Origin of the sequence: Sediminibacterium sp. KACHI17, from assembly GCF_040362915.1 — a bacterium.
In the GTDB taxonomy this organism is placed as follows: domain Bacteria; phylum Bacteroidota; class Bacteroidia; order Chitinophagales; family Chitinophagaceae; genus Sediminibacterium.
Genome location: NZ_AP029612.1, coordinates 1,512,122 through 1,527,900 on the forward strand (window position 1 = coordinate 1,512,122; position 15,779 = coordinate 1,527,900).

9 protein-coding genes are annotated in these 15,779 nt (G+C 40.3%); 4 read left to right on the top strand and 5 right to left on the bottom strand.

Going from position 1 to position 15,779, the window contains the following annotated elements; genetic code table 11:
• Positions 1-98: 98 nt before the first annotated feature.
• On the bottom strand, positions 99-3,032 hold the full coding sequence (locus ABXG83_RS06635; RefSeq protein WP_353550702.1) for an insulinase family protein: 2,934 nt from the start codon (positions 3,030-3,032) through the stop codon (positions 99-101).
• A gap of 233 nt (positions 3,033-3,265) precedes the next feature.
• Between ABXG83_RS06635 and fumC the strand changes: the two genes are divergently transcribed.
• A complete protein-coding gene (gene fumC, locus ABXG83_RS06640) occupies positions 3,266-4,666 on the top strand; it encodes a class II fumarate hydratase (protein WP_353550703.1) in 1,401 nt (466 codons plus the stop codon).
• 73 nt (positions 4,667-4,739) lie between these two features.
• Here the strand turns inward: fumC and ABXG83_RS06645 are convergent, their stop codons facing one another.
• Positions 4,740-6,365, bottom strand: coding sequence for an amidohydrolase (locus tag ABXG83_RS06645; protein ID WP_353550704.1), 1,626 nt, complete (start codon positions 6,363-6,365; stop codon positions 4,740-4,742).
• A 115-nt stretch (positions 6,366-6,480) separates the two neighbouring features.
• A complete protein-coding gene (locus ABXG83_RS06650) occupies positions 6,481-7,404 on the bottom strand; it encodes an AraC family transcriptional regulator (protein ID WP_353550705.1) in 924 nt (307 codons plus the stop codon).
• A gap of 210 nt (positions 7,405-7,614) precedes the next feature.
• Between ABXG83_RS06650 and gyrB the strand changes: the two genes are divergently transcribed.
• From gyrB to ABXG83_RS06665, 3 genes are all read left to right on the top strand, one after another.
• Complete coding sequence (gene gyrB / locus ABXG83_RS06655; RefSeq protein WP_353550706.1) at positions 7,615-9,594, top strand: DNA topoisomerase (ATP-hydrolyzing) subunit B; 1,980 nt, start codon at positions 7,615-7,617, stop codon at positions 9,592-9,594.
• Between the two features lie 228 nt (positions 9,595-9,822).
• Positions 9,823-10,029, top strand: coding sequence for a hypothetical protein (locus ABXG83_RS06660; protein ID WP_178889119.1), 207 nt, complete (start codon positions 9,823-9,825; stop codon positions 10,027-10,029).
• Between the two features lie 112 nt (positions 10,030-10,141).
• Positions 10,142-11,695 carry a DUF4394 domain-containing protein gene (locus ABXG83_RS06665; protein ID WP_353550707.1) on the top strand — a complete coding sequence of 518 codons (1,554 nt, stop codon included), beginning with the start codon at positions 10,142-10,144 and terminating at the stop codon, positions 11,693-11,695.
• 97 nt (positions 11,696-11,792) lie between these two features.
• On the opposite strand, the gene mfd is transcribed toward ABXG83_RS06665, so the two are convergent.
• Together mfd and ABXG83_RS06675 are read right to left on the bottom strand one after the other, a co-directional pair.
• Positions 11,793-15,188 (bottom strand): transcription-repair coupling factor, encoded by a 3,396-nt coding sequence (gene mfd / locus ABXG83_RS06670; RefSeq protein ID WP_353550758.1) that lies wholly within the window; start codon positions 15,186-15,188, stop codon positions 11,793-11,795.
• Positions 15,189-15,251: 63 nt separating this feature from the next.
• Positions 15,252-15,578, bottom strand: coding sequence for a carboxypeptidase-like regulatory domain-containing protein (locus ABXG83_RS06675; protein WP_353550708.1), 327 nt, complete (start codon positions 15,576-15,578; stop codon positions 15,252-15,254).
• Positions 15,579-15,779 lie beyond the last annotated feature (201 nt).

Here is a 15,779-nt window from a genome sequence, read left to right on the forward strand (position 1 = left end):
TTTGAAAGTAAGCTATCTAACAGTTTTATCAAAACTAAATGAAAATAAAAAAGGCTGCACCGAAACGATGCAGCCTATCATATTCAATGAACATTGAATTAGTATCCAAACAACTGAGTCAGAGAAAGTTTTTTCACTTCCCCGTATTTCTCCAGATCTTCCTGCTTAACAGACTTCTCAGAAGCTACCACACAATAAGCGTATGCCTTATTGGCAATACCTGACTGATGTAACTGTTTGAGGTCTGTAAAGCTAATACCGGTAGCTTTATCATAGATCTGCTTTCTTAGATCTGTGCTGATCCCTTTCTTTTCATTATTCAGATAAGAAAAGAGGATTCCATCTTTTGTGATGCGCTCCGTCTCATAATCTTTCAATAGACTCTTTTTCGCATTTTCAAAAGTCTGTGTTGCTTCAGGCAAAGTATTCAATAACTCATTCATTCCTGCGATAGCTTCATGGAATTTATCTGCCTGACTTCCTACGTAAGCCACAAAAGAAAAATCATCCTCTTTCTTATTCGGCGTTTGTAAGACAGCAAATGTTGAATACGCCAACGCTTTTGATTCACGAATGGTCTGGAATACGATCGCACCCATACCGCCGCCACCGAAATAGTTATTGAACACATTCACAACTGCTTCTTTTGATGCGTCATACTTATCAAGGTTGCCGATCCAAGTGATCTCCGCTTGTTTCATCTCATAATCAGCAAACAAGACCTGGTTCTTTGTAAGTTTTGTTCTTTCAAAAACAACAGCTGCCGGCGTTGGAGTCCAACTAGTTGGCAGTGTATGCACTTTGGCCAAACCTGCTGAGAACTCATTTAGTGGTTTAGATCCATAATAAAGAATACGATGAGAATAGTTAAAGAGATTGTGTAAAATATTGATCAGATCAGCAGCTTTGACACTTTTCAATTCTGCATCTGATAAGGTATAGTTGAAAGGATTTTTTTCGCCATAAGCTCCATAGTTACGCAAAGCATTCATGATCACATTCTTATTCAGCTTATTATTGGCTCTGGTTCTTTCCAAACGATTGATCAGACTTGCCAGTGCAGCATCATCTGCTTTACAGTTACGTACCAATTGTTCCAATAAAGCCACGGCTTTATCAAAATTCTCTTCTAAACCATTCAATGAAATGGTTGTAACATCATTACCTGCATTCGCATTGAAACTGCATGCCAAATTGTAAAACTCTTTACTGATATCTTCTGCTGAATATTTATCAGTACCTATGAATTGCAAATATTGCAGTGCAAGAGGAAGTAATTTATTATTCCATGCACCCATATCATAGTAATAGTACATGCGGAAAAGGCTGTTCTCTTTATTCTGAACATACAACACATCTGCATTGCCCAATTTACCTTTTTGCATGTCTTTATTATAATCCAGCCAAACTGGTTGAACAGCACTCAAAGGCTTATCATTAATGGCTTTCAGGAATGGAGATTGTTTATCGGCATTGGTTTCAACAGCAGTGATCGGAGGCTTCTCCACTTTAACGACATTGCCACTTTCTCCTTTTCTTTTGTAAAGCAATACGTAGTTATCTTTAAAGAAATTGTTTGCAAAAGTCACCAATTCCTGTTTGGTGATCTTACTCATATCATCCAATACTGCAACATCCTCATTCCATTTGGTTCCTTTGTGTTTGATGAAGCCATCGGTGATCTCTTCAACTCGGTTACCATTGTTTTCCAATCCTTGCAATTGAGCCAATTTGAAATTAGCAACAATGGCTTTAATAAGACTTTCATCAAAGTTTCCTTTTTTAAGGATATCCAACTGACCCATGATCAGGTCTTTCACTTCTTCCAATGTTTGACCTTGCTTTGGAGCGGCTGAAATATTGAATACTCCATAATCCTTGTATTGACGAACACCAGCTCCGGAACGAAGTACTTTTTGTTGCTTATTCAGGTTCAGATCCAATAAACCGGCTTTACCATTTGATAAAACAGAAGCTGCTAGCACAGCCAACAAAGCTTCTTTTGAATCTGCCGCACTTGTCCTGAAACTGAATTGAAGACTTTCGGCACTAGGACCATAAATATCTTTTACAATCGCTTGTGTGATAGGCTTCTCAGGAGCTGGCTTATATTCAGGTACAGGGTTTGCTTTCATGTACTTGAATTTAGCATCGATCATAGCGATCACTTTATCAGGATCGAAATCACCTGCTAAAACAATGGCCATATTATTAGGTACATAAAACTTTCTGTAGTAATCTCTGATCGCATTCAAAGAAGGGTTTTTCAAATGCTCGATCGTACCGATGGTAGTTTGCTGACCATAGTTATGTGTAGGAAATAAATAGTAATGAGAAGCTTCCTGCAGTTTCCAACCATCTTCGTCAAGGGTTCTGTTCTTCTCCTCGTATACTGCTTCTAACTCCGTGTGAAAAATACGAAGGATCGGATTACGGAAACGCTCTGCTTGTACATCCAGAAATTTATCTAAGGCATTGGCTGGAATATCTTCTTCATATACTGTCTCTTCTACCCATGTATGTGCATTCGTACCCTGTGCACCCATGGCAGCCATCATTTTATCATACTCATTGGCGATCGCAAACTTGGCGGCTTCACCGGAAATCTTATCGATCTCTTTATAGATCTCTTTTCTCTTCTCCGTATCCTTTGTAGAATTGTATTGTTCGTACAACTGATCGATCTTATCCAGCAATGGCTTTTCTTTTGCCCAATCAAGGGTTCCGAATTTATCGGTTCCTTTGAAAAGCATGTGTTCCAGATAGTGCGCCAATCCGGTATGCTCTCTTGGATCAGTATTACTACCGGCTCTTACCGGTATCCGTACCGAAATACGGGGTTCTTTTTTATTCGGAGACAATATGACCGTTAGTCCATTGGATAAAGTGTAGTACCGGGCAGCCATTGGGTCATTGGTCACATAACGGTAAGTGTACCCATTGGAAGTGGCTTGCTTCCACTCGTACTTTTTCTGTGCTGTTGCTGCGAATCCGACCAACAGCAGTAATAACCATAGTTTTACTCCTTTCATAATGCAGTTTTAGAAATTGGAAGATAAAAAAAAGGGGATTGAAAAGGTCTGTTAAAATGTTAATCCCCCATTTGTGAATGATGAATGGAAAACTGTTGAAACCATTGCCCTGATGCACCCCAAATATTTATTCAAAACCCTTAAAGTTCCTGCATTTCTATAACCATTCCCTGCTCATCTTCCCTACCTTTGCAGCAAATTTTAATCTACCTGATCAACAAAAAATCATAACGATGGAATTCCGTATTGAAAAAGACACCATGGGCGAGGTAAAAGTACCGGCACATGTTTATTGGGGAGCACAGACACAACGCAGTATCGATAATTTCCGTATTGCGCAGGATATCAATAAAATGCCAAAAGAGATCATACAGGCATTTGCTTATCTGAAGAAAGCAGCTGCACTCACCAATCGTGATGCAGGTGTATTACCGGAAGAAAAAGCAGCTTTGATCGGACAAGTATGTGATGAGATCCTGGACGGAAAATTAGACGATCAATTTCCATTAGTGGTTTGGCAAACAGGCTCGGGTACTCAAAGCAATATGAATGTGAATGAAGTGGTTGCTTATCGTGGTCATGTGATCAAAGGTGGTAGCCTGACTGATAAAGAAAAATTTCTGCACCCGAATGATGATGTCAATAAATCACAATCATCAAATGACACATTCCCGACAGCGATGCACATCGCAGCATATAAGATATTGTTGGAAGTAACTATTCCGGGTATCAAAAAACTGAGGGATACACTGGCAGCAAAAAGTAAAGCTTTCATGCATGTAGTGAAAATTGGTCGCACCCATTTTATGGATGCAACCCCCCTGACACTCGGACAAGAAATCAGCGGATATGTAAGTCAATTGGATCATGGATTAAAAGCCATCAATAACACATTAGCTCACCTGAGTGAATTGGCGTTAGGTGGTACAGCTGTGGGTACCGGCATCAATACACCAAAAGGTTATGATGTGAATGTTGCAAAACATATCGCACAGTTAACCGGATTGCCATTTGTTACAGCAGAAAATAAATTCGAGGCGCTGGCAGCACATGATGCTATTGTAGAAGCACATGGAGCATTGAAAACAGTTGCTGTTAGTCTGATGAAAATAGCAAATGACATTCGTATGCTGAGCTCAGGACCCAGAAGTGGTATCGGAGAAATCTTTATCCCGGATAATGAGCCAGGATCTTCGATCATGCCGGGTAAAGTAAATCCAACCCAGTGCGAAGCATTGACCATGATCGCTGCACAAGTGATGGGTAATGATGTTGCCATCAACATTGGTGGCGCTACCGGACATTTTGAATTGAATGTATTCAAGCCGGTGATGATCTATAATTTCTTACACAGTGCAAGACTGATTGGTGATGGTTGTGTGAGCTTCAATGACAAGTGTGCAGTAGGTATTGAACCATTGGAAGCCAATATCAAAAAGCATGTAGATAATAGCCTGATGCTGGTAACTGCTTTGAATACCAAGATCGGTTATTATAAAGCTGCAGAAATTGCGCAGAAAGCACATAAGGAAGGAACCACATTGAAAGAAATGGCAGTGAAGCTGGGTTATCTTACACCGGAAGAGTTTGACCAGTGGGTAGTTCCGGGGGATATGGTTGGAGAAATCAAATAGCCCCAGAGAGGATATTTATTAAGCCACAGATGCACAGATTAAATTTAAATCTGAGAATCTGTGGCTTTACATTTTATTTACTATAAACTTTTTTACCTCCGGAATAAGTAGCCGTCACCTTAACATCTAATATTTTCTCAGGTGCTACTTTCATCAAATCATTATCAAGGAAAATAAAATCAGCTTTCTTTCCTTTCTCCAAACTACCGATCTCTTTTTCCATGAAGCTGGCTTTTGCAGCCCAGATGGTCATTCCGCGAATGGTCTCCTCGCGAGTCAACGCATTCTCCATTTGGAATCCGTTCTCTGGAAACCCTTTGGCATCTTTACGAACGACTGCGGCTAAGAATGTTTTAAAGGGAGAAATATCTTCCACGGGAAAATCCGTACCCAATGGAATCCATCCGTTTTGTTGTAATAATTGTTTGAATGCATAAGCACCTTTCACACGATCAGGACCTAAACGATCTTCAGCCCAATACATATCACTGGTGCCATGTGTAGGCTGAACAGAAGGGATCACACTAGCTGCAGCAAATAATTTGAAATCATCAGGATGAATAACTTGTGCGTGTTCAATGCGCCAGCGTTTGTCATTCTTACCACCAAGATACTTGTTATAGATATTTAAGATCTCACGATTGGCACTATCTCCAATCGCATGTGTACACATTTGGAAATCTGTTTTGGATAACACACCTGCTAATGAATCGTAATGATTTTTATTTCTAAGCAAGAACCCTGTCCAGTCTGGGCGATCACTATAATGTTTTAATAAGCAGGCACCACGGCTACCCAATGCCCCATCTGCATAAACTTTAATGCCTTTCACATATAGCTTATCGGTTTTATAAGGACCTTTCGGTAAGAACTTTTCATAATTCGAAGCATCATCACTCAACATAACATACAAACGCATATTGAGTTTGCCTTCTTTTTGCAAAGTGTCAATGGCTTCAACATCTGTATAATGCAGACCACAGTCAGTGATCGTAGTGAGCCCCTGAGCAAAACAATTTTTCTCTGCCGCCTGTAACCATTGAACATAGGTTTCTTTGGTTGGGGCAGGAATTTGAGCATAGACTTTATTGTCAGCATTATCGATCAAAACACCTGTCAACACGCCATGCTTTACTTCGATAGAGCCACCGACTATTGTTTGTCCGGCTTTAATCCCAGCCAGATCCAATGCTTTCTGATTGGCAATAGAAGCATGTCCATCTACACGGGTCAATACAACCGGTTTATCAGGAAACAGTTTATTTAATTCTTCATTGGTTGGGAAGTTTTTACCCGGCCAGCGGTTCTGATCCCAACCTCTGCCTTGTATCCAATACAGATCAGGATGTTCATCGGCAAAAGCTTTTACACGAGCTACCGTTTCTTCCCATGTATTGGTACCGAACAGATCTACCTGGAACAAAGAGCGACCATATCCTACAAAGTGCGCATGTGCATCAATAAGACCCGGATACACAGCCTGACCTGCCGCATCTACCTTTTCATCACTCTTATACTTTTTTAGGATCTCATCATTACTGCCTACTTCGAGAATCAAACCATCTTTAATAGCCATTGCTTCAGCAGTAGTGAAAGTAGAATCAACAGTGTAGATCACTGCGTTGTGAATGATCAGATCTGCTTTGTTGTTAGAACATGCTGTTACAAAGAACAGCATGAGAATGTAGAGGTACCTCATAAGCATGCTTTGGGATTTCGTTCAGAATGAAGATAATGAATATGGTCATGTAAAAATACATCTGTAGCCAAAACCTGGCAATCAGCATTTCATAAAAGGTGAATACAGAAAATGATCAACGCAACAGGTCACAAGGTTTCAGTCCTGTATGTTTTTTGAAGGCGGCTGAGAAGTGTGAAATGGAAGAATAGCCCAATAATGCAGAGACATCTGTAACGCTTAATCCTTTTTCATACAAAAGGTATTTCGCATGTTCCATTCTTTGTTGCTGATAAAAATCGAAGATCGTTGTACCAAAAATTTCTTTGAACCCTTTTTTCAAGTAGCATTCATTCATGGCTACTTTACGACTCAGTTCTTTGATCGTGATAGGGTCACCAATATGTTGTAATAAAATTTCTCGGGCTTGGTAGATCCTGTCACGGCCACTTTCATCCGCAAGAAATTTACAGGTAAATCCTTCTTCCTTTTCATCCACTAAGCAATCTAAACTGTACAATAACAGTTCATGCACTTTTGCATTTACGAAAATATTTTCGAGCGCACCAGTGTAACTATGATTGAGTAGAGAATCAAGTGCATTTCTTTTTCTGTTACAAAGTGGGAATACTTTGGTAAATGCATGAGGATGGCGAAATGCAAGCACTTCATCTTTACGGTTGCTCAACTTAACATTGTGCACAAACTGGTGTAAAAAAGTAGAAGTAAAGTGAAATGTAAATACGTCTACCGTCTGGTGCTTCCCGCTGCATTGATTGGTCGGAAGTTCCACACATTGCGCACAACTTTTTTCAGCGCAATAGCGATTGCCGGTAGTACAATAACGAAGTTCGAGGTAGTTCTCTTCAGGTTTACGGGAGTTGTAATGATACACCATCATACCGGTATCTTCCGCAACCCAAGGATGTTGGGCATATAAACGCCTGATATTGTAATGAATAGAGCCGGGAATATGCTGTTCCTTATGGTACAAAACATCCAATGAAGGTTCCACACCACTCTTATGCGCCACTCTCAATATATCCATTACTTCTATCATCAGAATACAAAATTAATGTATAAACATCAAATTAACGGAAAGCAGTTTGCAGGGGATGTCATAGCACTGTCAAAAACGGTCAGATTGGGGTCTAAAAAACTCCTTTGAAATGTGGAAAACAGCAGGTCCATTTATCACCAAAAACCCCCTATTTTCATTAGCTTTGTCCACCTGCGAAAATTCACTTAAACTCAGGATTTACAAGCATTTATGACTCAGGAACAAATGAACAGTAATGAGGCCCAGAACAAAAATTATGGTGCCGATAGTATACAGGTTTTAGAAGGTTTAGAAGCAGTAAGAAAAAGACCCGCCATGTACATTGGTGACGTGGGGGTAAAAGGTCTCCATCATCTCGTGTATGAGGTGGTTGACAACTCTATCGATGAAGCTTTAGCTGGATACTGTAAAAACATCCATGTAACCATTCATGAAGACAATTCGATCAGTGTAAAAGATGATGGACGAGGTATTCCTACTGCCATGCATTCCAAAGAAAAGAGAAGTGCACTTGAAGTTGTAATGACCGTATTGCATGCGGGTGGTAAGTTTGATAAGAATACTTACAAAGTATCCGGTGGTCTGCATGGTGTGGGTGTGAGCTGTGTGAATGCATTGAGTACGACCCTTCATGTAACTGTACATCGCGAAGGAAAAATATTTGAACAGGAATACAAGATCGGTGTACCTCAGTATCCGGTGAGAGAAATCGGTACAAGTGATATCACCGGCACCCATGTTCGCTTCTGGCCCGACGCATCCATTTTCCAGGAAACTGTATACAAAAAAGATATTCTGGAAGGTCGCTTACGTGAGTTGAGCTATCTGAACAAACGCATCAGTATCACCCTTACTGATCTTCGTGAAAAAGACGAAGAAGGAAATGTATACTCGAAAAATTTCTACAGTGAAGGAGGTATTGTTGAGTTTGTGCAAATGCTGGATAAAAACGGACATCGTAATCCGCTTATCAGCAATCCACTTTATGTTGAAGGACATGATGAAGGAACAAATGTTGCTGTAGAAGTGGCGCTGACTTATAATGATGATTTCAAAGAACATATTTTCTCTTATGTAAACAACATCAATACCATTGAAGGTGGTACACATGTGACCGGCTTCCGCCAGGCTTTGACACGTGTATTCAAAAGCTATGGAGATAAAGAAGGTTTATTTGAGAAAGCCAAAGTACAGGTAGAAGGTGATGATTTTCGTGAAGGATTGAGTGCAATCATTTCTGTGAAAGTACCAGAACCACAATTTGAAGGACAAACCAAAACCAAATTAGGAAACAGTGAAGTGAGTGGTGTGGTACAAACGACTGTTGCACGTGTACTGGAAGCCTATCTGGAAGAAAATCCTAAGGAAGCCAAGAATGTGATCTCGAAAATCATTCTTGCTGCACAAGCTCGTGTTGCAGCAAAGAAAGCAAGAGACATGGTTCAGCGCAAGACAGTATTAAGTGGTGGTGGACTTCCCGGTAAACTGGCTGACTGTAGTGAACGTGATCCGCAGAAATGTGAGTTGTACCTGGTGGAGGGAGATTCAGCAGGTGGAACCGCCAAGCAAGGAAGAGATAGAAGTTATCAGGCCATCCTTCCTTTAAGGGGTAAGATCCTGAACGTTGAAAAAGCCATGGAGCATAAGATCTATGAAAATGAAGAGATCAGGAATATGTACACGGCTTTGGGAGTAACAGTGGGAACACCGGAAGATCCAAAAGCCTTAAACATCACAAAACTGCGTTACCATAAACTCATCATCATGACGGATGCTGATGTGGATGGTTCACATATCGCAACATTGATCCTTACTTTCATTTTCCGATACATGAAAGAAATGGTAGAACAAGGTTATGTATACATTGCACAACCACCGCTGTATCTGGTGAAGAAAGGAAAAGAGCAGCAATATGCTTACAATGAAGAGCAAAGAAGAATGTGGATCGAGAAATTAGGTGGTGGAAAGGATGACAGCGTGACTGTTCAGCGATACAAAGGTTTGGGTGAAATGAATGCAGACCAATTATGGGAAACCACTATGGATCCTGCCCGCAGAACACTCAAACAAGTAACCATAGAAAGTGCTGCAGAAGCTGATAGAATATTCAGTATGCTCATGGGTGATGACGTAGCACCACGCCGTGAATTCATTGAAAGCCATGCAAAGTACGCGAAGATTGACGTTTAGTTTGGCGAATGGATTATGGTCCATGGTTAGGAAAAGTTTATCTGAAAAGTGAGTAGTGAATAGTCAGTAGTGCGTAAAAAATTAAAACACTCACTACTGACTATTCACCACTCACTAAACCCCTGTGGATTACTATTTTCCCCATCCCTTTTGATTTTCAGTAAAAAACAGTAAGTTGTGGTAACATAACCCGTTGTTTATTTACTAACCACATTAAATTCTAAGAAAATGGACACTTCAAAAATGATCAAAGCATATTGCCTGAAGACCAAGGAGAAAAATGTTCCTATGCAAGATGCAGTGATCACCAAAACAGCTCGTGGCGGTTACATGGCTGCAGGGCATGATGGAAAAGGAAATAAAATGGCAGCGATTCTCAGTGAAGCAAAAGCATTGGCTGCTATCGCTGATGGCGTTGCGAAAAAAGGCTTTTGACCCGTACCAATCTTTTTGAAAGCCGGCCATATGGTCGGCTTTTTGTTTTTAGTACCCCGAAAACCACTATTTAAAAAATCTCGTTTATAGGGTTCAACGAAATATGAACACTATGAACAGAACCCGATCTCATTATCAAATCATACACCAGTTCTTACTGGTTTGTACATTTGGCCTGCTGGTATCCGGTTGTGCCAAAGAGTTAGGCAACTCCGGAAATATTCCCGAGCCACCCGTATTTACTCCCGGAACTGGGCCCGATATAGTATTCTATGGCCTCACAGATGACGGTAAACTAAACCGTTACAATGCGAAATCTCCGGGCGTCGTTGAAAACTCATTGAACATATCCGGTATACCATCAGGTGAAAAAGTTTTAAGTATTGACTTCAGACCTGCTACTGCGCAGTTGTATGCTTTGGCATCAAACAGTAGATTGTATGTGATCAGTTTAATAGATGGTGTTGCCAGACAAATTGGTAGTGGCTTCACACCGGTATTGAATTCTCAAATCGCAAACATTGATTTTAATCCAACCGTAGATCGAATCCGACTGGTAACACATGCTGGTCAGAATCTTCGTTTACATCCTGAAACAGGAGCCAGTGTTGCTACTGATGGTAATATCAATGGCGGTATGAACCCCGCTATCACTTCTATCGCATATACAAATAGCAGAGCCGGAGTAAGCACTACCGATTTATATGATATAGATATTTCGCAGAAAAAATTGTACAAGCAGAATCCACCTAATGATGGTACACTTGCTGAAGTTGGTAGTCTGGGAATTGATTTTGTGGGCAAGGGTGGGTTTGACATCAGTCCTGATAATACTGTTTCACTGGCTACTTTTACGCAAGCTGGTAAAACGAGACTGTATACGATTAATTTAATGTCAGGAGCTACCACCTACGTCAATGAAATAGCCGCAAACCTGATAGATATTGCAATACCTACACCGTCTGTTGCATATGGCGTTGATGACATGAACACACTTCAGATCTTTGATCCTTCCAGACCACAGATGATGATCAGTAAACCTATTACTGGTTTAGGAGCGGGTGAAACAATCGAAGGAATAGATTTTCGTCCGGCTAATGGAGAGTTATTTGCCTTCACCGTAACTACAACCGGAATGGGTCGATTATATAAATTGAATACTTCCTCAGGAGCAGCCGCAGCAGTAGGAACCGGATTCATGGTTGGAACTACGGCAACTGCATGGGGTTTTGATTTCAATCCAACAGTAGATCGTATCAGACTGGTGAGTGATGCGGGACTTAATCTCCGCTTAAATCCAAACGACGGAACCATTGCTGCAACAGATGGTACTATCAATCCGGGAACACCACTTATCTCAGGGGCTGCTTACACCAATAACTTTAATGGCGCTACCAGTACATTGCTGTATGTAATGAGTGGAACCAAATTATTCAAACAAGATCCACCCAACAATGGCACTCTCGTAGAAGTCGGTAATATAGGAATTACATTATCTGCGATGAATGGTTTCGATATTGGAGGAAGATCCGGAATGGCCTATGCAGTAGGAACTGTTGGTAACAGCACAAATATTTATTCTGTAAATCTAACAACAGGAGCTTTCACTTCAACTGGAACTATTGCTACGAGATTTCGTGCTTTTGCTGTGGGACTGGGGTTATAATCTATAGACCATAGTCCATGGACCATGGTTTATTAGTAGAGAAAACGAAAGTCTTAAAAGTAAAAGAGGCTGTATCAGTTTTTTGATATAGCCTCTTTTATTGCAATTGAATAACCCCTTTATGCATCCCGTCTAAAAAGCGCAACATCGCTTCCATATCTTTTATATCATCTACTACCAGTAAAAAGTTTTTACCCGCTTGTTTCAATCGTGCTTTATTCGTTCCGCTCTGTAGATAAGCCAACACTCGTTTGAATAACGCTGATTCAAAATAAGGAGAATCAGGACGATTGATGAAATAACAGCGTAATGTATCTTGCTTCAGGGTCATTTTTTCAAAGCCGATCTCAACTGCTCTCCATCTACAGCGTACAGTTGTAAAAAGGTCTTCAACCTGTGATGGCATTGGACCAAATCGGTCAATCATTTCTCGATGAAAATCCTGTAACTCTTCCTCTTTCTCGCAATTGTCCAATCGTGAATACAACGAAAGTCGCTCAGCAATACTTTCTACATAACTATCCGGTATCAGTATCTCCAGATCTGTATCGATCGTACAATCACTTACATAATCATCTTGCTTACTGATCTCTTCTTTGAACAACTCTTTGAACGAAGTACGCTTCAATTCTCGAATGGCTTCTTCTAAAATTTTCTGATACATTTCAAACCCGATCTCTGCCATGAATCCACTCTGTTCTCCGCCTAATAAATTTCCTGCTCCTCGGATATCCAAGTCACGCATGGCAATTTGAAAACCACTTCCCAGATCACTGAACTGTTCCAGCGTTTGTAATCGCTTTCTTGAATCTGTGGGCAAAGTGCTCATAGGTGGTGCTAACAAATAACAGAAAGCTTTTTTATTACTTCTACCAACTCTTCCTCTTAACTGATGTAGATCACTCAATCCAAATTGATGGGCATTATTGACAATAATCGTATTCACATTGGGAATATCTACTCCACTCTCTACAATATTGGTACAAACCAATACATCATACTTCTTGTCAATAAAATCCATGATCCTTTCTTCCAACTCATGCCCCTCCAACTGCCCATGCGCAAAGCCTATACTCAAATCCGGACAAAGCCCTTGCAATAAGGCACTCATCTCAGATAATCCTACGACACGATTGTGAATAAAGAAAACCTGTCCTCCTCGTTCTGTTTCATAATAGATAGATTCACGAATAAAATCATCATTGAATACATGCACTTCTGTTTGTATCGGCTGACGATTCGGCGGCGGGGTATTGATGATACTCAAATCACGTGCCCCCATCAAACTAAATTGCAAGGTTCTTGGAATCGGAGTAGCCGTGAGTGTTAAACAGTCGACATTGGTCTTCAGGGTTTTCAGTTTCTCCTTATGTGCAACACCAAATTTCTGTTCTTCATCAATGATCATAATACCCAGATCTTTGAACTTCACTTCTTTACCTAGAAGTCCATGCGTACCAACTATAATATCAATCTTACCCTCTTCTACTTTCTTTAATGTTTCTTTTTTCTCCTTGGCTGATTTGAATCGGTTGATATAATCTACGGTTACCGGAAAATCCTTTAATCGTTCTTTAAAGGTTTTATAATGCTGGAATGCAAGTATCGTTGTAGGAACCAATACCGCAGCCTGTTTACCATCGACTACTGATTTAAAAGCAGCTCGTACAGCGATCTCTGTTTTACCAAAACCCACATCGCCACACACCAGCCTATCCATTGGAGAAGGACTCTCCATATCTTTTTTCACATCAGCCGTAGCTTTGCTTTGATCGGGTGTATCTTCATAAATAAAGGAAGCTTCCAATTCTGTTTGAAGATAATTATCCGGTGTATGCGCAAAACCTTCCTGTGCTTTTCTTTGCGCATATAGTTTGATCAGATCAAATGCAATTTCTTTAACCTTGGTTTTGGTCTTTTCCTTTAGTCTTACCCACACATCACTTCCTAACTTGTTGATCTTAGGTACTGTTCCCTCTTTACCCGTGTACTTGGAAATTTTATGGAGTGAGTTAATGTTGACATATAAGATATCACTGTCTTTATAAATGATCCTAACAGCTTCCTGTAGTTTACCATTCACTTCTAATTTCTGAAGACCGCTATAAGTACCTACACCATGATCAATATGTGTTACATAATCTCCCGGCTGGAGATCACGCAGTGTTTTAAGGGTAAGGGCTTTGTTTTTATTATAAGCTTGCTTGACCTTGTATTTATGGTAACGTTGAAATATCTGATGATCCGTATAACAAACGATCTTAAGATCTTCATCAATAAAACCTTCATGAATACTACAAGGAACTGGAACGAACTGAATCTCTGTTTTGAGGTCCGCAAAAATGCTGTTAAGTCTCTCCAGTTGTTTTACCTGTTCAGCAAAAATGTAAATACTATACTTCGCTGATTCATGTGCAGTAAGATCTTTGATCAACAGATCGAACTGTCTGTTGAATGCAGGTTGCGGTCGGGTTGCAAATTCGATCTCGGTATTTGCCAATTGTGGCTTGTAGCCAAATTCAATGATATGCCTTTTATCCAGCTGTTCGCTGATCATGGAGAGTGGAACAAAATCATCAGCCGATACTTCCTTCAATACACGTATATCTTCTTCCTCTTCGTTGGCTTTCATTTGGTAACCTTCTTTCAGCAGTTGCATGAAACCTTCCATCTCCTCATACTGTTGTTGCACTTTTTCAGCGATCACATCCCAATCTTTCAACCATACAATGGTATTTTCACTTAAAAAATCAAAGAGTGATACTTTCTCTTCCGTACTGAATTGTGTTTCAACATTGGGAATGATATTGACTTGCAGCAACTTTCTTTCGCTCAATTGTGTTTCCGGATCAAAGATGCGGATACTGTCTACTTCATTACCGAACAATTCAACACGATAGGGCTTCTCATTACCAAAAGAATAAATATCCAGGATACCACCACGTACTGCAAACTGTCCGGGTTCGTATACAAAATCTGTTCTTTCAAAACCATACATGACAAACAATTCCATCAAACTTTCAGGGTTAATGGTATCGTTTGTTTTAATGGTGATGATATTACTGCTGAGTGTTTTGGGAAGGACCACTTTTTCAAAAATGGCTTCCGGATAAGTGACCAGGATTTTTTTATTACCCCCAGCTGCCAACTTAGTAAGGGCTTCTGTGCGAAGCATTACATGAGAGCTGTTGAGGATTCGAAAGTTTTTTCTGTTTTTGAAAGAAGATGGAAAATAAAACAGATCCAATGCCTGCGTCAGATTCTCCAATGTATTATGAAAATAGGCAGCTTCTTCCGCATCATTCAAAACCACAATATGATTCAATGCAGAAGTAGCAGTATGATTGAAGACTGCACTGACTACGAATTCAGCACTACTTCCTTGAAGGTTTTTGAGAAAAATTCTTTGAGATTGGGCAAAAGAAAGCATGTCCGCCAACTGAAAAAGGCGGGGGTTATTTTGATACTGCTCCAACAACACATTCAAATTCATAACACCATCAACCCCATTACCGGCTATCATCTGTAATGTGGGACGCAAAGATAACCTTAGAAATCAATATACCGCTCCGGAATTGATCGTGATATTAAAGGGTGTTACTTTATTGGCTTCTACCGTTACTAGCTGAATATTATTCTGACTGTCGAAGGAATTGGCAAAAAAGAACTTTCCCTGTTGCACAAAGAGGGAATAAGTACCCGGAGGTAAAGCAACGCTAAAAGCACCGGTACTGTCTGAGAGAACAGAAGCAACCTTTCGTGTGTTTATTGCCGTATATAAGGCGGAAGTTTCGACCCTTTGCACCTGTGTTAAATTGGTGGGTTCATAGACCAAAAGTGTGACAGATACGGGTCTGGGTTTGTTTTCGGGAGCACCTTTCATGGGCATTTGATTGCCCTTCAGCTCGGTGATAATTCCGGATATTCCCTGGGTTATCGGACCGGTTTGCGATTTATTAGCTGTTTTACATGCGAAAATTGTTAAAATAGCCCATAGAACTACAAAAAGATTATGCCTCATGCTTCACTTTGAATGGTGAAAGTATCTAATTTAGTAACACTACCCGGGGGCAAGCCCTGAATA

Coding starts and splice junctions, on each gene's coding strand:
- ABXG83_RS06635 (WP_353550702.1), bottom strand. CDS start 3,032: ATGAAAGGAGTAAAACTATGGTTATTACTGCTGTTGGTCGGATTCGCA.
- fumC (WP_353550703.1), top strand. CDS start 3,266: ATGGAATTCCGTATTGAAAAAGACACCATGGGCGAGGTAAAAGTACCG.
- ABXG83_RS06645 (WP_353550704.1), bottom strand. CDS start 6,365: ATGAGGTACCTCTACATTCTCATGCTGTTCTTTGTAACAGCATGTTCT.
- ABXG83_RS06650 (WP_353550705.1), bottom strand. CDS start 7,404: ATGATAGAAGTAATGGATATATTGAGAGTGGCGCATAAGAGTGGTGTG.
- gyrB (WP_353550706.1), top strand. CDS start 7,615: ATGACTCAGGAACAAATGAACAGTAATGAGGCCCAGAACAAAAATTAT.
- ABXG83_RS06660 (WP_178889119.1), top strand. CDS start 9,823: ATGGACACTTCAAAAATGATCAAAGCATATTGCCTGAAGACCAAGGAG.
- ABXG83_RS06665 (WP_353550707.1), top strand. CDS start 10,142: ATGAACAGAACCCGATCTCATTATCAAATCATACACCAGTTCTTACTG.
- mfd (WP_353550758.1), bottom strand. CDS start 15,188: ATGAATTTGAATGTGTTGTTGGAGCAGTATCAAAATAACCCCCGCCTT.
- ABXG83_RS06675 (WP_353550708.1), bottom strand. CDS start 15,578: ATGAAAGGTGCTCCCGAAAACAAACCCAGACCCGTATCTGTCACACTT.